Genomic DNA, 18,761 nt, shown 5'->3' with positions numbered 1-18,761 from the left:
CCGCCCCTAGTATCTCCGTTCTTGGGCATGATCCGAACAGGAGGGGTGAACTGACCTGTGGAAATCTCTGCCGCCGGGCGACTCGAGGTCCGCATAACCGCTGCTGACGTGGGCAAACGGGTCTCCGTGCGGAGCTTGATCGAACATGACGCTCCGGGTGAGAAGTTCACCGACACGGTCGGTGTTCTCACATCATGGGACAACGGTGTGCTGCTCATCACACGGAAGAGTGGCGAGAGCGTCCGGATCGCGGAATCCGCGCTGGTCGCGGGCAAGACCGTGCCTTCCGCACCGGCGCGTCGCCGTGGTCCGGCCGCCTCGTACGAGGAGCTGGCCCGGGTCGCCGCGCGGGCCTGGCGGCCCGTGGAGAGCGAACGGCTCGGCGAGTGGGAGCTGCGGGCCGCGTCGGGATTCACCCGGCGGGCCAACTCGGTGCTGCCGCTGGGTGCGCCGGGCGTGCCGCTCGACGAGGCGCTCGACGCCGTGCGGCGGTGGTACGGCGAGCGCGGACTGCCCGCCTACGTCCAGACCGCGACCGGCGCCGAGGGCACGCAGGAGTCGCTCTGCGCCGAGCTTGAGCGGCGGGGCTGGGTGCGGGAGGTGACCGCCGAGCTGTGGGCCGGGCCGCTGGCGCCGATCGCCGACCGGGGTGATCCCGCGGGGGTCGTGCTGTCCCGGGAGGCCGATGAGGCCTGGCTGGCCCGGTATCAGCGCAAGGGCGTGAGCGAGGTGGCGTTGCGGGTGTTGCAGGGCGGGCCCTCCGTGTGGTTCGCGAGCGTGCCCGGGGCGGGCGGGGACGGGCCTCCGGCCGCCATCGGGCGGTGTGTCGTCGACGGACGGTGGGCCGGGTTCGCCGCCGTCGAGGTCGATCCCGCGCTGCGGCGGCAGGGTCTCGCCACGGCCGTGATGGCCGCGCTGGCCCGCCGGGCGCTCGACGAGGGCGCGTCGGCCGCGTGGCTCCAGGTCGAGGCCGAGAACGCGGGAGCGCGGGCGCTGTACGCCCCCATGGGCTTCGCCACTCACCACGCCTACCACCACTACCGGGCGCCGGACGCCGGCGGCCCCGGCCGGTGACCGATCGTCGCGAGAGGGCACGAGCCAGCCATGCGTCCCCCGTATCCCCCGTCCGCCGGGCGTTCCGCCGAGCTGCGGCGGCGGTTCGCCGAAGAGGCCCGGTCCGAACGGCCCGATCTGTCGACGCTGTGCCTGCTGGTGGGCGCGGAGGCGGACGGGGAGCTGGACGAGGCGGGCCTGGACGCCGCACAGATCGAACTGGACCGGCTGGCCGGGCTGCTGCCGTACCGGCCCGCCGGACCGCGGGCCTGGGCGGTCGCCCTGCGGGAGCTGCTCGGCGACCGGATGGGGTTCCACGGCACCCCGGGTGACTACCAGCGCCTGGAGTCCTCGCTGCTGCACGAGGTGCTGGTGCGGCGCAGAGGGCTGCCGATCCTGCTGTCCGTGGTGTGGATGGAGGTCGCCAGGCGGGCGGGGGCGCCGGTGTACGGGGTGGCCCTGCCGGGGCATTTCGTCGTCGGGTTCGGGCCCGACGAGGGGCAGGTGCTCGCGGATCCGTTCGACGGCGGGCGGGTGCTGACGGGGGCGGACGCCGAGTTGCTGGTGGCCGGGGCGACGGGGGCGGGGATCGAGCCGTCGATGCTCCGGCCGGCGGATCCGCTGGATGTGGTGCTGCGGATCCTGAACAACGTGCGGGCGTGGGCCGCGGCCCGTCCGGAGCGGTCGGACGTGGCGCTGTGGGCGGTCGAGCTGTCGCTGCTGTTGCCGTCTCATCCTGCGCGGTTGCGGTACGAGCGGGCGCAGTTGCTCGTGCAGCGGGGGGAGTTTCTCGGTGGGGCCTCGGAGTTGGAGGCCTACGCGGAGGTGGTCTCGGCGGTGGACGAGGGGGCCGCGGAGCGGGTGCGAGGGGAGGCTCTGGCGGCTCGGGCGATGTTGAACTGACCTCTTCGCCGTAGGGCTTCCGGTGATCTTGCGTGTGCGGGTGCGTGGAGGCCGTTCGCGCAGTTCCCCGCGCCCCTGACGGGGCGCTCTTACAACCAGCCCTTTTCGCGGGCCACCCGGACGGCCTCAGCCCGGTTGCGTACCGCCAGCTTCTGAATGGCTGTGCTGAGGTAGTTGCGGACCGTGCCCTGGGAGAGGTGCAGGGTTGTGGCCAGTTCGGCGTTGGTGGAGCCGTCGGCGGCCGCGCGGAGGACCTCTCGCTCCCGGTCCGTCAGTGGGTTGGCGCCCTCCGCCAGGGCCGCTGCCGCGAGGGTCGGGTCGATGACCCGTTCGCCGGTGAGGACCTTGCGGACGGCCTCGGCGAGCTGGGCGGCCGGGGCGTCCTTGACCAGGAAGGCGTCGGCGCCGGACTCCATCGCGCTGCGCAGGTAGCCGGGGCGGCCGAAGGTGGTGAGGATGACCAGTTTCACGGCCGGGAGTTCGGCGTGCAGGCGGGCCGCGGCCTCGATGCCCGTCGCACCGGGCATCTCGATGTCCAGCAGCGCCACGTCCACGGCGTGGGCCCGGGCCGCAGGGAGGACCTCGTCGCCACGGGCCACCTGGGCCACGACCTCGATGTCCTCCTCCAGGCCGAGCAGTGCGGCCAGGGCCTCGCGGACCATCGACTGGTCCTCGGCGAGCAGGACCTTGATCGTGCGGCTCATGCCCGGGATCCTACGTCCGCCGGTCCGGCCGTCGGCACGCGGGCGACCAGGCGGAAGCCGTGCCTGGACGGGCCGGCCTCCAGGGTGCCGCCCGCCTTGGTGAGGCGTTCGGTGAGACCCGCGAGGCCGTTCCCGGTGCCGGTGCCCTTGCCGCCAGAGCCGTCGTCCTCGACGGTGAGTTCCAGGACCGGCCCGTCGAGGGTCTGACGGCCCACCAGCTCGACCGTGCAGTGTCGGGCGCCGCTGTGCCGTACGACGTTGGTGACCGCCTCGCGCAGCGCCCAGGCGAGGGCGGACTCGCTCTCCTCTGGCACACCGGCGAGGCCGGGTTCGGCGGGCAGCTCGGCGGTGACGCCGGCCGCGGTCAGGGCGACCCGGGCACCGGCGAGTTCGCCGTTCAGGCGGGGGCGGCGATAGCCGGTGACGGCCTCACGTACGTCGACGAGGGCCTGGCGGCTGACCCGCTCGATGTCGGCGACCTGCTGGGCCGCCTTGTCGGGCTGCCCGGGCAGCATCCGCCCGGCCAGTTCGCTCTTGAGCGTGATCAGGGAGAGCGAGTGGCCGAGCAGATCGTGCAGGTCCCGGGCCAGGCGCAGGCGCTCCTCGTTGGCGGCGAGCTGGGCGACGGTCGCGCGGGCCTCGCGCAGGGCGATGGTCGTCCGGACGAGTTCGCGTACGCCGGTCATCGCGAAGCCGCCGAGCAGGGCCGGGATGAGCAGCCCGGCTAGGTAGGAGTGCCCGCCCGGCACGGCGAACGCCACGGCGGTCAGCAGCGCGCAGGCGCCCGGGATCGTCCAGCGGGCCATGCGCAGCGGCAGGGCGGCGCCGGACGCGATCGACACGTAGACGAACAGCACCAGCCACTCGCGGCCCAGGGTGAGGGCGAGGAGCGTGGACTGGGCGGCGAGGACCCCGAGCGAGCCGAGCACCAGGCCGTTGCGCTCACCGCGGCCGGTGCGGAAGACCAGCAGCATGTACCAGGCCACGAAGGCGGCCAGGCCGAGCCAGCCGAGGATCCGCACGCCCGTGCTGTGGCCGCCGTGCAGCAGGTCGGTGACGGGTGCGCCCAGGTAGACCAGCCAGATGCCGGTCCACAGCGACTTCACCACCCGCTGCCTGCGGTTGACCGGGCGCTGCCCGATGCCGACGCCGACGTCGTTCACGCCTTCAGGGTGTCCTTCCGGTACAGCCAGGCCGCGCCGCCCGCGAAGAGGACGAACGACACCACGAGGACGGCGAGATCCTGGACGTGCGGGGCCCGGCTCTGCTCGATGGCCTGGCCCAGGGCAGCGTACGCGTGCGTGGGCAGCCACTTCGCGATGTCCTGGAGCCAGCCCGGGAAGGTCGTCGTGGGCATCCACAGACCGCCCAGCATGGACAGGCCGAAGTAGATGATCATCGTGATCGGCCGGACCGCGTCCCCGCCGGCCAGATAGCCGAGGGCGACACCGAGCGCGGCGAAGACGAGGCTGCCGGCCCAGATCGCACCCGTGAGGGCGAGCCACTGCCAGGCATCCAGGCGGACGTCCTTCACGGCCGCCGCCACGGCGAAGACGATGACGATGGACGGCAGGCTCACGACGGCGGCGCTCGCGGTCTTGGCGAGGACGTAGCCGCGGCCCGGCAGCGTGGTCAGGCGCAGTTGCCGCACCCAGCCGCCCTCGCGTTCCTTGGCGATGCGCTCGCTGTTGCCCATGAGGACGGCCGTGAGGGCGCCGAAGGACGCCATGGAGACCATCATGTAGGTCGGGAGGGTCAGGTCGCTGCCGGGGACCTTGGTGGTGCTGTCGGCGTTGCCCGCGATGATCAGGAACAGCACCGACGGGTAGATCACGGAGAAGAACAGGAACTTGCGGTTGCGCAGGGCGCGGGTGAGTTCCAGCTTGATCAGGCTGTTCACTTCGACTTCGCCTCCTCGGCGGTGGTGATGGCGACGAACGCCTGCTCCAGGCCGAGTCCGGCGACTTCGAGGTTGCGGGCGTAGACACCGAGGCCGTACAGGGCGTGGACGGTGGCGTCGGCGTCGGTGGACTGGATGCGCACGGTCCGGCCGGAGATGTCGATGCCGGCCAGGAAGGGCAGGGCGCGCAGGGCCGCCTCGTCGATGGTGCCCTCCAGGTCGAAGGAGATCCGGCGGGCGCCCGCCTTGGCCTTGATCTCGGCAGCCGTGCCGTCGGCGAGGAGACGGCCGCGGTGCAGGACGAGGACCCGGTCGGCGACGGCGTCGGCCTCTTCGAGGTAGTGGGTGGCGAAGAGGACGGTCCGGCCCTGGTCGGCCTGCTCGCGCATGGTGGCCCAGAACGCCTGGCGGGTGGTGACGTCCATACCGGTGGTGGGCTCGTCCAGGACGATGAGGTCGCTGTCGCCGGCGGTGGCGAGGGCGAAGCGGACGCGCTGGGCCTGTCCGCCGGAGAGCTTGTCGACCTTGCGGTCGGCGATCTGCGCGACGCCCGCCCGGGACAGGACCTCGGAGGGCCGGTACGGCTTGGGGTGCAGGTCGCAGGCGAGCCGCACGAGTTCGGCGACCGTGACCTCGTCCATGAGCCCGCCGCTCTGCAGCATGGCGCCCACGCGCCCGGCGACGATGGCCTCCCGGGGGCTGGTGCCGAAGAGCCGGACCGTGCCGCTGTCGGGGTTCTTGAGGCCGAGCAGCAGGTCGAGGGTGGTGGACTTGCCGGCACCGTTGGGGCCGAGCAGTGCCACGGTCTCCCCGGGCCTGAGGCCGAGGGTCAGCCCGTCCACGGCCCGGACGGCGTCGTAGGCCTTGCTCACCTGGTCGAAGGCGACCACCGAAGCTGTCGTTGTCATACGGACATCGTGGCTTCGGGGGTGTCGGCGGGGGCAGTGCCGGGTGTCCGGAGTGCCGCATGACAGGTGTCATGCCGACGAGGTGACGGCGAGAGCCCCCGCCCTTGTCGGGCAGGGGCTCTCGAACGGCGCGTGGCCGGAGGTCAGTTCGGCTTGGTGTCGATGACTCCGACGCGCTCCGCGGGCGTCTTGCCGCGCAGGGCCTTGCGCAGGGCCGTGACGACGTCCTGCGGCGTGACGTCGCGCTTGCCGCTCGCGCCCTCGATCTGCACGCCGTCGAAGGTCGTGCCGTACGCCTCCTGGAGCGCCTTGAGGTTGTACGTGTCCACCAGCTTGCCGTCGACGGCCTTGAAGCTCAGGATCTTCGGCAGCGACAACGCCCCGAACGGGATGCTGTGGGCCGGGTCGGTCTGCACGATGGCCTTGGCCGACATCGCGGGCTGCGCGAAGTCCTTCAGGACCCGGTCGACCTCGGCGTTCGAGACGGTCGGCTGCCGGGTGGTGGTCGGGAGGTTCACCGTGCCCGGTGTGCCGGTCTCCACCTGGGTGCGGTACGCCTCCTCCACCACCGTCGTCGACTTGGCGAGGTCGATGCCCTTACCGGTCTTGCCGTACACCGGGACGGCCTTGCCGTTCTTGAACTCGATCGTGCCGTCGGTCGACGCGCCGGAGCCGCCCGCCGCCGCCTCCAGGGAGGCGTGCAGTTTCTCCTCGTCGACGGGCATGACGGGCGTGACGACACGGTGGTCGCCGAAGAGCGAGCCGATCACGGAGACCGGGTTGTAGTCGCTCTTCGCCGCCGCGTCGGCCGTGGCGTCCATGTCGAATTGCAGGCCCGCCTTGTCCGGGTCGAGCGGGACGGTCTTGCCGCCCAGCGACACCTTCAGCGGCGTGCCGACGCGGTCGTCGAAAGCCTCGTCGAGCTTCCTGACCGCGCCGTCGCGGGTCGTGCCGCCGATGTCGACGCCGAGCACCGTGGTGCCCTTGGGCACGTCGGTGCGGTTCATCAGCAGACCGGCGCCGTAGACGCCACCGGCGAGGACGACCACGCCGACGGCCAGCAGTACGAGCTTGCTGCGCCCCTTCTTCTTCGGCGCCTTCGAGGAACCCGCCGGGGGCGGCGAGACCGGCTCGGGCAGCTTCGGAGCGGCGTGGGGCACCGGGCCGTCACCGGGGGCACCCGGGGCGAACGGCGAGGCCCCGCCGGACGGTACGACGGGGATGCCGCTGGTGACGGTGTGCCCGGAGACGTTGTCGTGCCGGGGGCCGTAGCCCGGGCCGTCCGACGGCTCGGGGGCCGGCTTCTGCGGTGTGAGGATGGCGGTGTCGTCGCTCATGCCACCGCCGGGGCCGGGGCCTGCGGCGCCGGGAGCGGAGGTGCCGCCGGGGGTGCCGGCGCGCGGGCCGGTGCCCGCGGGGCCGCCAGGCGCTCCGGGGGCGCCGGGACCGCCGGGAGCACCCGGTCCTCCCGGCCGGCCGGGCTCGTTGAAGGCACCGGGGGCTCCGGGGCCACCCGGCCCGCCGGGCCTGCCCGGGTCGCCGAAGGCACCAGCAGCGCCGGGGCGGCCGGGCTCGTTGAAGGCCTCGGGGCCGCCGGGCCTGCCCGGGTCGCCGAAGCCGCCGGGGGCGCCGGGGCGGCCGGGCTCGTTGAAGGCCTCGGGAGCGCCGGGCCTGCCCGGGTCGCCGAAGCCGCCGGAGGCCCCGGGTCCGCCGGAGGTGTCGAAGGCGTCGGGACCGCCCGGTGCGTTGAACCCGCCGGGGCCGCCCGGGCCACCGGCCGGCGGCACCATCGGGCCGTCGCCCGTGACGGGTCCGCCGGTCGGGCCGGCCGGGCCCCGCGACCCGGGGCCGCCGGACGGACCGCCGTAGCCACCCTGCCCGTTCTGTCCGCTCTGTCCGTCGCGGTCGTTCTCGGAGAAGTACGGCAGGTCGTCGCGGCGGGGTTCGCCGCCGCCCGGGGTGGGACGCGAGCCGCTGCCCAGCGGACCCGCCGCCAGGGCCTCGGTGACGTCGAAGGAGCCGGTGCCGCCGCCGTGCCCGGGCGCGACGGGGCCGCCGGTCGCGCCGCCCGGAAGACCGGCGCCGTTGGTACCGCCGGACCGGGAGCCGCCCGGCGCGCCCATGGAGCCGACCACGCCTCCGGGCCGCCCGGTGCCAGGCCGCGCCCCAGCGGACGCACCGGAACCCGGCGCCGCGGCACCGGGACCACCCGACGCCGGGCGCGAACCGCCCGGCATGCCAGCCCCGTTGGTGGAGCCGCTGCCCGGACCGCCCTTGCCGCCACCCGACTTGCGGGGCGCGAACCAGTCGCTGGCCGGCTTGTCGTCGCCCGGCTGGCCGGGCTCGGCGGGAGGCTCGACCGGTGACGGGGACGGGGCGGCGCCCGGCGCTGCCGGCGCCTCACCCCGCGTCTCGGTGTCGGCCGTCTCCTCCGTCTCCGCGACGGGCTTGCGCACCACCACGGGCGGAATGGGCCGCGACCCGGGGATGTTGATCCGGATCCGGGTCGTCAGCGTGGTCTCGGTCTTGCGTTCCTCCGGCCGCGCGGCGGAACGGCCCGCGTCCGTAGCGGCGTCGGAGACCGCCGGAATCCCGTACGGCGGCGTACCCGACGGGTAGGCGGCTCCGCCGCGCCCGTTGGGCCCGGAGGACGGAGTGTCAGTTTCACGACTCAAGGCAGGTTCTCCCGGTTGGCTCCGCCGCCCGACACAACCTCACGCGGGCAGCTCGGCGGCGCGCACCACCATACTGGCCACTTCTCGCCCGTATCCCGTGACCGCCGTGGAAACCACACCGGACCCCCACGGCCACGCCTGGCGAAGTGGTACGTCACTTGGCAAGTCGGACGGGACCGCTGTCCGGTTGCCGCCCCGGGGCGAGGGTGGCGCAGATCACAGCCACGGCGATACCCCCGAGCAGGTAGAGATAGGAGCCGCTCCCCGCCGCGAAGAGGAAGTCGCCCTCGGGACGGCTGGCGGTGAGCAGGACGACGGCGAGCATCCAGCCGGCGGCGGCCGCGACGCCCCCCGCCCGGCCGCGGACGGCCCATGAGGCGCCCAGAACGGCTCCGGCCTCTGCGGCGAGGGCGAGCAGCAGTCCGCCCGGGAACCAGCCGGGCTGCACCAGGGCCCCGGCGACGCCGACCACGGCGCCGAGCACGAGAAACCCCAGGCAGGCGCCGACCCGCCCGGCGGTGGGCGGGCGCATCGGCTGGGCCAGCATCGACGTCCGGTCGCTCATGAGGCCTCCTCGAGACCGGCGAACAGATCCGTCTCCCGCTCTCCGGGGCCCGCCTCGCCGCGCACCAGCTCGTAGTACTCGGTGGTGAGGATGGGCTGGGCGAGTTCGTTGGACAGCACGAAGTACGGCCCGTCCACGGTGATCTGGGTGGCGTGGGCGCGCATCGCGGCGGCCTTGGCGGCGGCGTGGGCGGTGCCGTCGATCACGGTGGTGATCCGTTCCTCGGGCACGACGCCCGGGACGTCGTCGACGTCGGCGGCCTTGGCGAAGGCCGTGCCGGGCAGGTCCTCCCTCAGCCGCGCGAAGGACTCCTCCACAACCGGCCGGGGGACCCGGTTCCAGTAGACCTTGGGGATCGGCAGGCCGGCCTCGGCGGACAGGTCCGCGGCGCGCATGGCGACGCGGTGGGCCTGGATGTGGTCCGGGTGGCCGTAGCCGCCGTTGTCGTCGTAGGTGACGAGAACCTGGGGGCGTACCTCGCGGATGACCTCGACGAGGTGCGCGGCGGCCTCGTCGACGTCGGCCTGCCAGAAGCAGCCGGGTTCGTCGTTGTCGGGCAGGCCCATCATCCCGGAGTCGCCGTAGCGCCCGGCGCCGCCGAGCAGGCGGACGTCCTGGACGCCGAGCTCGGCCATGGCGGCGGTGAGCTCACGACGGCGGTGCTGCCCCAGGGCGGCGCCGGTCAGGTGGGCGAGCCCGGGCGGGATGACCTCGCCGCGCTCGCCCAGGGTGCAGGTGACCAGGGTGACGTGGGCACCCTCGGCCGCGTACCGGGCCATGGTCGCGCCGTTGTTGATCGACTCGTCGTCCGGGTGCGCGTGCACCAGCAGCAGACGCCTCGCGGAGCGAGGTGGGGTTCCCCCCTGCTCGGAGAGCCTGGGGGAGGGCAGTTCCGTCATGGGACCAGCCTACGAGGTCCCCCGACGCTCAGAACTTGATGCTGCCGATCATGCCCGCGATGTTCGTCGTCAGCTCGCTGATCGTGGGAGCGACGGTCGAGGAGGCGAGGTAGAAGCCGAGCAGCATGCAGACGATCGCATGCCCCGCCTTCAGTCCCGACTTCTTGATCAGCAGGAAGACGATGATCGCCAGCAGCACCACCGCCGAAATCGAGAGTGCCACGGCGGCTCACCTCCAAAGATCCACGAGGGCGCGGGGGGTCGGACTATGGGGGCATCAAATCCGTACAGCAGCCAGCAGGTGCATACCCACTATGCGTCATTGATCATAACTATCCCTCTGCGCGCATCGATCGGCGCACGGCCGCACAAGGGGGCGCATGGCCAATATGGTCAGGGCATGACGACCGAGCCTCACTCCTTCCCCCGACGGCACGCCCGTACCCAGCGCTTCACGCTCGGCGCGCCGCGTTCGTTCACCGTGGCGCCCGACGGTTCGCGTGTCGTGTTCCTGCGCTCCGGTTCCGGTACGGACCGGGCGAATTCGCTCTGGGTCCTCGACCCGGAGGAGGGTGCGGAGCGCGTCGCCGCCGACCCGCGCGCCCTGCTGGGCGGCGCCTCCGAGGACCTCTCACCCGAGGAACGGGCGCGGCGCGAACGCAGCCGTGAGGGCGGGGCCGGCATCGTCGGGTACGCCACCGACTCGGCCGTCGAGGTGGCCTCTTTCGCCTTGTCCGGGCGGCTTTTCGCGGCCGAGCTGCGGGCCGGGACGGCGCGAGAGATGTCCGTCCCCGGGCCCGTGATCGACCCGCGCCCCTCGCCCGACGGGCGGCACGTCGCGTATGTCGCGCAGGGCGCCCTGCGGGTGGTGGGCGCCGAGGGAGAGGACGACCGGGCGCTCGCCGGGCCGGAGTCGGAGAATGTCTCGTTCGGACTGGCCGAGTTCATCGCGGCCGAGGAGATGGGGCGCTCGCGGGGCTTCTGGTGGGCCCCGGAGTCGGACCGGCTGCTCGTGGCACGGGTGGACGACTCGCCGGTGCGGCGCTGGTGGATCGCCGACCCCGCCCATCCGGAGCGGGAGCCGCAGCGGGTTCCGTACCCGGCGGCCGGCACCGGCAACGCGGAGGTGCGGCTGTTCGTGATCGGCCTGGACGGGCTGCGGACGGAGGTCGTCTGGGACCGGGCGCGCTACCCGTACCTGGCACATGTCCACTGGTCAGCGGCGGGCGCGCCACTGCTGCTCGTACAGGCGCGCGACCAGCGCAGTCAGCTGGTCCTGGCCGTGGATCCGGACTCGGGCGCGACCCGGATGGTGCACGCCGACGAAGATCGAACATGGCTTGATCTTTTCCCCGGGGTCCCGTGCTGGAGCCCGTCCGGTCAGCTGGTGCGGATCGCAGACGAGGGCGGGGCGCGTGTGCTGGCGGTCGGGGACCGGCCGCTCACCGGCGCGCAGCTGCACGTCCGGGCCCTGCTGGACGTCTCCGAGCACGACGTGCTGATCTCGGCGTCGGCGGGCGCGGAGGCCACCGGGGAGGCGGAGACGGGCGAGGTGCACGTGTACCGGGTGAACGAGCTGGGCGTGGAGCGCGTCTCGCGGGAGCCGGGCGTGCACGCGGCGGTGCGGGCCGGGCAGGTGACGGTCCTGGTCTCGGCGGCACTGAACCGGCCAGGTTCACTGGTGCAGGTCCTGCGCGACGGAAAACCGACCAGGACTGTCCCTTCGTACGCCGAAGATCCCGGTATGTCCCCCCGCGTGACGCTCACCGAGGGGGGCGCACGCCGCATCCCGTGCGCCGTGCTTATGCCTCGGGACTACGACGGTGACACCCCACTGCCGGTGCTCATGGACCCGTACGGAGGCCCGCACGGCCAGCGGGTGGTGGCCGCGCACAACGCCCACCTCACCTCGCAGTGGTTCGCGGACCAGGGCTTCGCGGTCGTGGTCGCGGACGGCCGCGGCACTCCGGGCCGCTCCCCCGCCTGGGAGAAGGCGATCCACCACGACTTCACGCTGTCGCTGGACGACCAGGTGGAGGCCCTGGAGGACCTCGCGAAGCGCCACCCCCTGGACCTGTCCCGGGTGGCGATCCGCGGCTGGTCCTACGGCGGCTGGCTGGCGGGCCTCGCGGTGCTGCGCCGCCCGGACGTCTTCCACGCGGGCATCGCGGGCGCGCCGGTGACGGACTGGAGCCTGTACGACACCCACTACACCGAGCGCTACCTGGGCACTCCGGCGGAGCAGCCGGAGGCGTACGCGAAGAGCTCCCTCGTCACCGCCGAGGGACTGTCCTCCCCCGCCGAGCCGCACCGTCCCTTGATGGTCGTGCACGGCCTCGCCGACGACAACGTCGTGGTCGCCCACGCCCTGCGCCTGTCCTCGGCCCTGCTGGCGGCCGGCCGCCCCCACGAGGTGCTGCCGCTGTCCGGCGTCACCCACATCACCCCTCAGGAGCAGGTCGCCGAGAACCTGCTCCTCCTCCAGGTCGACTTCCTGAAGCGCTCGCTGGGCCTCACGGCCCCCTGAACACGGCGACGGGCCGGAACGCCTCCCGGCGTTCCGGCCCGCCTACGGCACCCGCACGGCCGTACGCTGACCAGCCTGACGTGTCCGTATATCGGAACCGGGTCAGCGAAGTTGCCTGCGTGTTAACGCAGTTGGCGGGCGGGTGCGGGGGTGCCGAACTCGGACGCCACGCATTCCACCTCGAAGCCGTCGCTGTTCGAGAGATAGGCCGCGTAGTGCTCGGGGCCGCCGGCGTACGGGTAGCGGTCGGCGAAAAGCGGCCTCCAACCGTGGCCGGGGGCCTCGGCGGCCAGCGCGTCCACGCGCGCGGGGGGCCCGGCGTGGAACGCGAGGTGATTGAGCCCGGGCCGCATGCGGTCGTGCCCGGTTTCGCTCATCGCGGGCGACTGCCCGACGACGAGGTAGGCCGGGCCGAGGCGCCGGCTGCGGCCGTGTTCCCATTCCTGGTACGGCAGCCGAGGCGGCCGAGGAGCCAGCCCCATTCGGCGACCGCCCGCGGCAGGTCGGGAACCCACAGTTCGATGTGATGCAGCATCCAGGATCCTCGCATGCCGGTTCCCGGCACCCCGTTGCAGGGACGCCGGGAACCGGTGCGGACGTCGAACGGCGAGTCAGGCCGCGTGGACCACGTCCTTTTCCTCCGCGAAGTGGCAGGCGGATTCGTGGGCCGCCGGGGTGTCCGAGCCCTGGAAACGCTCGGGGATGGCCAGGAGCGGGACCTCCTGCGCGCACTTGTCCTCGGCCTTCCAGCAGCGGGTGCGGAAGCGGCAGCCCGAGGGCGGGTTGGCCGGGGACGGGACGTCGCCGGTGAGGATGATCCGCTCGCGGCCCTCACGGGACTCCGGGTCGGGGACCGGGACGGCCGACAGCAGCGCCTGCGTGTAGGGGTGCGTCGGGTGGTCGTAGATCTCCGTGTCCGACCCGATCTCGGCCATCTTGCCGAGGTACATCACACCCACACGGTCCGAGATGTGCCGGACGATCGACAGGTCGTGCGCGATGAAGAGATACGAGAGGTTGAACTCGTTCTGCAGCTTCTCCATCAGGTTGATGACCTGCGCCTGGACGGACACGTCCAGCGCGGAGACCGGCTCGTCGCAGATGATGATCTCGGGGTTCAGGGCCAGGCCGCGGGCGATGCCGATGCGCTGGCGCTGACCGCCCGAGAACTGGTGCGGGTAGCGGTTGATGTACTCGGGGTTGAGACCGACGACGTCCAGGAGTTCCTGGACCTTGCGGCGGCGGTCGCCCTTCGGGGCCACCTCGGGGTGGATGTCGAAGGGTTCCCCGATGATGTCGCCCACCGTCATACGGGGGTTGAGCGAGGTGTACGGGTCCTGGAACACCATCTGGATGTTCCGGCGGACCGCCTTCAGCGCACGCCCGGACAGCCTGGTGATGTCCTGGCCCTTGTAGAAGATCTCGCCCGCGGTCGCCTTCTCCAGCATCATCAGCAGCTTGGCGACGGTGGACTTGCCACAGCCGGACTCGCCCACGATGCCGAGCGTCTCGCCCTGGTAGAGGTCGAAGGAGACCCCGTCCACGGCCTTGACCGCACCGATCTGACGCTTGAACAGGATGCCCTGGGTCAGCGGGAAGTGCTTGACCAGGTTGCGCACCTGCAGGATCGGCTCACCGCGTTCGACCGGCGCCTCGATGGCGGCGACGGCCTCCTCGTCGGTGGCCGCGTCGACCGTCTCGACCTCGGTGACATTGGGGGTGGCGTCCATGGATTCGTCCGTCTTGTCCAGCTCAGCCATGGATCGTCTCCTTCCAGAAGTGGCACGCGCTGCCGCGGCCGGCCAGCTCGCCGCCGTCCCGCTCGGTGACCGGGTGCAGCGGCGGCAGGTCCGTACGGCAGATGTCCTGGGCCTGCGGGCACCGCGGGTTGAAGGCACAACCGGACGGGATACGCGTCAGGTTGGGCGGCAGGCCCTTGATCGCGTACAGGTCCTGGCCCTTCTGGTCCAGGCGCGGGATCGATTCGAGCAGACCCTTGGTGTAGGGGTGCGCGGGCCGCTTGTACAGCTCGTGCACGGGCGCGGTCTCCACGATCCGGCCCGCGTACATCACGGCGATCTTGTCCGCGACGTCGGCGACGACGCCGAGGTCGTGGGTGATCAGGATCAGGCCCATGTTGTACTCGCGCTGCAGCTCCGCGAGCAGGTCCATCACCTGGGCCTGGACCGTCACGTCGAGGGCCGTGGTCGGCTCGTCGGCGATGATCAGGTCCGGCTCCAGGGCGAGCGCCATGGCGATCATGATGCGCTGGCGCATACCGCCGGAGAACTGGTGCGGGTAGTCGCCGACGCGCTCCTTCGCGGCCGGGATCTTCACGCGGTCCATCAGCTCGATGGCCTTGGCCTTGGCTTCCTTCTTGCTGAGGCCCTGGTGGACGCGGAACATCTCGCCGAGCTGGTAGCCGACGGACAGCACCGGGTTCAGCGCGGACAGCGCGTCCTGGAAGATCATGGCGATCTTCCGGCCCCGGATCCTGCGCCGGGCGTCGCCGGACATGGTGAGCATGTCCTCGCCCCGGTACAGGATCTGCCCCTGCGGGATCCGCCCGGGCGGCATGTCGAGAATGCCCATGATCGCCTGGGCGGTCACGGACTTGCCGGAGCCGGACTCACCGAGCACGGCGAGGGTCTCGCCGGAGCTCACGGTGTAGTTGACGCCGTTGACGGCCTTGGCCACACCGTCGCGGGTGTGGAACTCGACGTGCAGGTCGCGCACTTCGAGCAGGGGAACGTCACCCTCGGCCGCGCCGCGCGGCTCGGGGACGTTCCGGGTCTTGTCGATGGTGGTCACGTACGCCCTCCTCAGCGCAGCTTCGGGTCAAGGGCGTCGCGCACCGCGTCGCCGAGCATGATGAACGCGAAGACGGTGAGGCTGAGCATGCCCGCCGGGAACAGCAGCGTGTGCGGGTTGTCCCGGATCACCTTGCTGCCCTCGGAGATGTCGATGCCCCACGAGATCGTCGGGTCGCTGAGGCCGAGGCCGAGGAACGACAGCGTGGCCTCCGCGGAGATGTAACCGCCGAGCGCGATCGTGGCCACGACGATGGTCGGCGCGACGGCGTTCGGCATCACGTGGCGGAACAGGATCCGCGTGGTGCCGGCGCCGAGCGCCCGGGCCGCCGTCACGTAGTCCGCCTGCTTGGCGGTGATCACCGAGCTGCGCATGACGCGGGCGATCGAGGTCCAGCCAAGGAAGGCCAGAGCCAGGATGACCACGTACACCTTGCGCTCGGTGAAGGCGTTCAGGACGACCATGGTGCCGAGCAGGAACGGCAGGCCGAAGAAGATGTCGACGATCCGGGAGATCACCGAGTCGACCCAGCCGCCGAAGTAGCCGGCCAGCATGCCGAGCAGTCCGCCGAGCAGCGTGACGGCCGCGGTGACGCAGACGCCGACGAGGATCGAGGCACGGGTGCCGTGGATGACGCGCGAGTAGATCGAGCGGCCCTGCTGGTCGTAGCCGAACCAGTCCGGCTGGAAGAAGTGCCCCAGCTCCGGCTTGCCCAGGTAGTGGTGGACCAGGTCGCCGTCACGCGGGTCGACGCTGGTGAACATGCCGGGGAACGCGGCGATCACCAGCAGCAGGACCAGCAGCACCGAGGAGATCCAGAACATGGGCCGGTGCCGCAGGTCGTACCAGGCGTCACCCCACAGGGAGCGGGGCTTCTCGCTCTTCTGCGTGCTCTGCTTGCCGGGTGCGTCGACGGCCGGCGGGGCGATGGCGTCCACGGCCGCGGCGTCGGCGGTCTGGGCCTTGGTCACGTCAGGCATACCGGATCCTCGGGTCCAGGACCGCGTACAGCAGGTCGATGAGCAGGTTGATCAGGAGGATGACGAGGACGAGGACCGTCACCACACCCGTGACCGTCGAGCCCTCGCTCGTCTGGATCGCCCTGTAGAGGAGGTTGCCGACACCCTGGATGTTGAAGATGCCCTCGGTGATGACCGCACCGCCGATGAAGCCGCCGACGTCGGTGCCGACGAAGGTGACGACCGGGATCAGCGAGTTGCGCAGCAGGTGGACACCGATGATGCGGCGCCGGGGCAGGCCCTTGGCGAGCGCGGTGCGCATGTAGTCGGCGCGCAGGTTCTCGGCGAAGGTCGTCCGGGTCAGCCGGGCAACATAGGCCATGGACAGCATGGCCAGGACGAACGCGGGCAGGAACAACTGCGAGTAGGACGTGGAGTCCTGGACGTTGGGCGGCAGCCAGCCGAGTTCGTCGGCGAAGATGAACCGGGCGATGAAGCCGAGGACGAACACCGGGATGGAGATCACCGTCAGGGTGAAGACCAGCACACCGGTGTCGGCGGCCTTACCGGCCCGCAGACCGGCCCACGCCCCCAGGCCCACGCCGATGATGATCTCGATGGTGATGGCCAGCAGCGTCAGCCGCAGGGTCACCGGGAAGGCCTCGCTCATGAGGTCGATGACCGGGCGTCCGGCGAGGTTGTTGCCGAAGTCTCCCTTGAGGAGATTCAGCATGTAGTGGAAGTACTGCTCGAGGACGGGCTTGTCGAAGCCGTACTCGCGCTTGATCTGCGCGATCTGTGCGGGATCGGGAGCCTTGTCCCCGTAGATGGCCCGGACCGGGTCGCCCGGAAGGATGTGGACCATCAAGAAGATCAACAGAGTTGTCCCGATGAAGATCGGGATCATCTGGAGCAGTCGCCTGGCGGCGTAGCGCCCCATCTTGCGCCTCCATGCCGTGAGGGGTCGGCGAGGCCTGCGCACTCATCTACCGCAGGTTAGGGGGGTGAGGTGGAGGCCTGTGCCTACGGACCGGCGCCGCCGCTCCCCTTGTGCGGGAGAGGCGGCACCGGTCTGCGGTCGTCTGGTTACTTCTGCTTGACCTGGATGGTGTCGAAGATCGGGTCACCGTCCTGGCCGTACTCGATCTTGCCCAGGATGTTCTTGGACTGACCGCTGTTGACCTTGTAGAACCAGAGCGGAATGGCCGGCATGTCCTTGGCGAGGAGCTGCTCCGCCTGCTGGTACATCTTCACGGTCTCGTCGATCGAGCTGGCCTTGTCCGCCTCGGAGCTCAGCTTGTCGAACTCCTTGTTGGAGTAACCGCTGGTGTTGCCGGCCGCCGTGGAGCCGTACAGGTCGCGCATGAAGTTCGAGTTGACCGGGTAGTCGAGCACCCAGCCACCGCGGTACATGGACTTGACCTGGTCCTTGTCACGGGCGTCGAGGTCGGCCTGGAAGGTCGGCTTCGGGTCGCCGGTGCACTCCACGCCGGTGGACTTGCGGATCGAGTTGCAGACCGCGTCGACCCAGGGCTTGTGGTCCTGGTCGGCGTTGTACTGGATCTGGATCTTGTTGCCCGGGACGCCGCCACCCTCCTGGATGAGCTTCTTGGCCTGGGCCGGGTCGAACTTGACGATGTCGCCGAGCGCGCCCTTCTTGTAGCCGAGGACACCCGGGGCGACGTAGGAGTCGGCCGGGGTACGCGTGCCCTGGAGGACGGTCTTGGTGATCGTCTGGCGGTCGATCGCCATGGACAGACCCTGGATGACCTTGGGGTCGATGTCCTTGAACTGCTTGGTGTAGAACGCCGGGACGATCGACTGGACGGCCGAGTACGGCTCGTCGATGGCACGGTCGCCGAGGTCCGACTTGTAGTTCGTCAGCGCGGTGGTCGGGACCTGCTCGATCCAGTCCACGTTGTCCGAGCGCAGGTCCGAGTACGCGGCGTCGGCGGTCGTGTAGTTCTTGAAGTCGATGCCGCCGTTCTTGGCGACGTTCGGGCCCTTGTAGCCCGCGAACTTGCGGACCTTGATGAGCTTGTTGTGCTCCCAGGACACGAACTTGTACGGGCCGTTGCCGACCGGCTTCTGGCCGAAGCCCTTCGGGTCCTTGAAGAAGGCCTCGGGCAGCGGCGCCCACACGTCGTAGCCCAGCTTGTACGCGAAGTACGAGACCGGCTGCGTCAGCTTGATCGTGAAGGTGTTGTCGTCGACGACCTTCAGACCCGACATCTTGTCGCTCTTCGGGTCACCCTTCTCCGGGTGCACGTCCGCGAAACCGACGATGTCCGAGAACCAGCTGGAGTTGGTCTGGTTGTTCTTGATGTTGGCGGACCAGTTCCAGGAGTCCACGTAGGACTTCGCGGTGACCGTGGTGCCGTCGTGGAACTTCCAGCCCGGCTTGAGCTTGACGGTCCACTCCGACGAGTCCTTGTTCGGCGTGACCGACTCGGCGTTGATGTACTCGAGCTTGCCGGTGCCGGGCTCGTAGTCGACCAGGCCGGCGAAGATCGTGCGCAGCACGCGGCTGCCCTGGCTCTCCTTGGCGTTGGCCGGCTGCAGCGGGTTCTGCGGTTCGCTCAGCTGCGCAGTGACGATGCCGTTCGGGTCGGCCTTCCCCTTGTTCATGTCGTCGCCGGCACTGTCGTCGCCGCCGCCGCAGGCGGTGGCGGCCAGGGCGACGACTATCGCCCCCGCGACCCACTTGGCGCTCTTGGCACCGCGCATGGGTTCCTCCTATGAAGTCATTGGTTCACCGCGAAGGGAGCACACGACACATCACGGCCCCCGCCCGTCGCCGGTGCCGGAATTCGTCGAGTGCCCCCGCGCTCGTGAGTCGCGCCGCTGCCGGCTACTG

General features: G+C 71.2%; 15 protein-coding genes and 2 pseudogenes. 3 read left to right on the top strand and 14 right to left on the bottom strand.

From position 1 onward, the window contains the following. The first annotated feature begins 57 nt into the window (after positions 1 to 57). Positions 58 to 1,074, top strand: a complete 1,017-nt coding sequence (locus ABTX60_RS05615) for a GNAT family N-acetyltransferase (RefSeq protein ID WP_352095765.1) — start codon at positions 58 to 60, stop codon at positions 1,072 to 1,074. 30 nt (positions 1,075 to 1,104) lie between these two features. After that, entirely contained in the window at positions 1,105 to 1,956 is an 852-nt protein-coding gene (locus ABTX60_RS05610) for a transglutaminase family protein (RefSeq protein ID WP_352095764.1), read from the top strand. An 89-nt stretch (positions 1,957 to 2,045) separates the two neighbouring features. Here the strand turns inward: ABTX60_RS05610 and ABTX60_RS05605 are convergent, their stop codons facing one another. From ABTX60_RS05605 to ABTX60_RS05570, 8 genes and pseudogenes are all read right to left on the bottom strand, one after another. Further along, positions 2,046 to 2,660 (bottom strand): response regulator, encoded by a 615-nt coding sequence (locus ABTX60_RS05605; RefSeq protein ID WP_352095763.1) that lies wholly within the window; start codon positions 2,658 to 2,660, stop codon positions 2,046 to 2,048. Further along, positions 2,657 to 3,823, bottom strand: a complete 1,167-nt coding sequence (locus ABTX60_RS05600; protein WP_352095762.1) for a sensor histidine kinase — start codon at positions 3,821 to 3,823, stop codon at positions 2,657 to 2,659. Before ABTX60_RS05600 ends, ABTX60_RS05605 begins: the two co-directional genes overlap by 4 nt. Further along, positions 3,820 to 4,560 carry an ABC transporter permease gene (locus tag ABTX60_RS05595; RefSeq protein ID WP_352095761.1) on the bottom strand — a complete coding sequence of 247 codons (741 nt, stop codon included), beginning with the start codon at positions 4,558 to 4,560 and terminating at the stop codon, positions 3,820 to 3,822. Before ABTX60_RS05595 ends, ABTX60_RS05600 begins: the two co-directional genes overlap by 4 nt. Next, positions 4,557 to 5,405: pseudogene (locus ABTX60_RS05590) on the bottom strand (ABC transporter ATP-binding protein); the annotation flags it as partial. The gene ABTX60_RS05595 and the pseudogene ABTX60_RS05590, both read right to left, overlap by 4 nt. 206 nt (positions 5,406 to 5,611) lie before the next feature. After that, on the bottom strand, positions 5,612 to 8,143 hold the full coding sequence (locus ABTX60_RS05585; RefSeq protein ID WP_352095759.1) for a hypothetical protein: 2,532 nt from the start codon (positions 8,141 to 8,143) through the stop codon (positions 5,612 to 5,614). A 154-nt stretch (positions 8,144 to 8,297) separates the two neighbouring features. After that, positions 8,298 to 8,708, bottom strand: coding sequence for a DUF6113 family protein (locus tag ABTX60_RS05580; protein WP_352095758.1), 411 nt, complete (start codon positions 8,706 to 8,708; stop codon positions 8,298 to 8,300). Beyond that, the gene (mshB, locus tag ABTX60_RS05575) at positions 8,705 to 9,607 is read right to left on the bottom strand and encodes an N-acetyl-1-D-myo-inositol-2-amino-2-deoxy-alpha-D-glucopyranoside deacetylase (protein WP_352095757.1); all 903 of its coding nucleotides are present in this window, start codon (positions 9,605 to 9,607) and stop codon (positions 8,705 to 8,707) included. Before mshB ends, ABTX60_RS05580 begins: the two co-directional genes overlap by 4 nt. A 28-nt stretch (positions 9,608 to 9,635) precedes the next feature. Further along, on the bottom strand, positions 9,636 to 9,830 hold the full coding sequence (locus tag ABTX60_RS05570; protein WP_003992731.1) for a hypothetical protein: 195 nt from the start codon (positions 9,828 to 9,830) through the stop codon (positions 9,636 to 9,638). Between the two features lie 177 nt (positions 9,831 to 10,007). On the opposite strand from ABTX60_RS05570, the gene ABTX60_RS05565 reads away from it, so the two are divergent. Beyond that, positions 10,008 to 12,134, top strand: coding sequence for a S9 family peptidase (locus ABTX60_RS05565; RefSeq protein ID WP_352095756.1), 2,127 nt, complete (start codon positions 10,008 to 10,010; stop codon positions 12,132 to 12,134). A 122-nt stretch (positions 12,135 to 12,256) separates the two neighbouring features. On the opposite strand, the pseudogene ABTX60_RS05560 reads toward ABTX60_RS05565, so the two are convergent. The 6 genes and pseudogenes from ABTX60_RS05560 to ABTX60_RS05535 form a co-directional block, all read right to left on the bottom strand. Beyond that, positions 12,257 to 12,669, bottom strand: a pseudogene (locus ABTX60_RS05560) (VOC family protein). Between the two features lie 76 nt (positions 12,670 to 12,745). Beyond that, positions 12,746 to 13,894, bottom strand: a complete 1,149-nt coding sequence (locus ABTX60_RS05555; protein ID WP_352095755.1) for an ABC transporter ATP-binding protein — start codon at positions 13,892 to 13,894, stop codon at positions 12,746 to 12,748. Further along, positions 13,887 to 14,945, bottom strand: coding sequence for an ABC transporter ATP-binding protein (locus ABTX60_RS05550; RefSeq protein ID WP_352095754.1), 1,059 nt, complete (start codon positions 14,943 to 14,945; stop codon positions 13,887 to 13,889). The genes ABTX60_RS05555 and ABTX60_RS05550 overlap by 8 nt, the downstream gene beginning before the upstream one ends. An 11-nt stretch (positions 14,946 to 14,956) precedes the next feature. After that, positions 14,957 to 15,925, bottom strand: a complete 969-nt coding sequence (locus tag ABTX60_RS05545) for an ABC transporter permease (RefSeq protein ID WP_352095753.1) — start codon at positions 15,923 to 15,925, stop codon at positions 14,957 to 14,959. Beyond that, a complete protein-coding gene (locus ABTX60_RS05540) occupies positions 15,918 to 16,844 on the bottom strand; it encodes an ABC transporter permease (protein WP_031103287.1) in 927 nt (308 codons plus the stop codon). Before ABTX60_RS05540 ends, ABTX60_RS05545 begins: the two co-directional genes overlap by 8 nt. Positions 16,845 to 16,990: 146 nt before the next feature. Next, positions 16,991 to 18,631 (bottom strand): peptide ABC transporter substrate-binding protein, encoded by a 1,641-nt coding sequence (locus ABTX60_RS05535; protein WP_352095752.1) that lies wholly within the window; start codon positions 18,629 to 18,631, stop codon positions 16,991 to 16,993. Positions 18,632 to 18,761: the final 130 nt, after the last annotated feature.

This window comes from Streptomyces sp. NPDC126510, assembly GCF_040302345.1.
Taxonomy (GTDB): domain Bacteria; phylum Actinomycetota; class Actinomycetes; order Streptomycetales; family Streptomycetaceae; genus Streptomyces.
The sequence above is the reverse complement of the archived record's forward strand: the minus strand, read 5'-3'. Positions and strand labels throughout refer to the sequence as shown.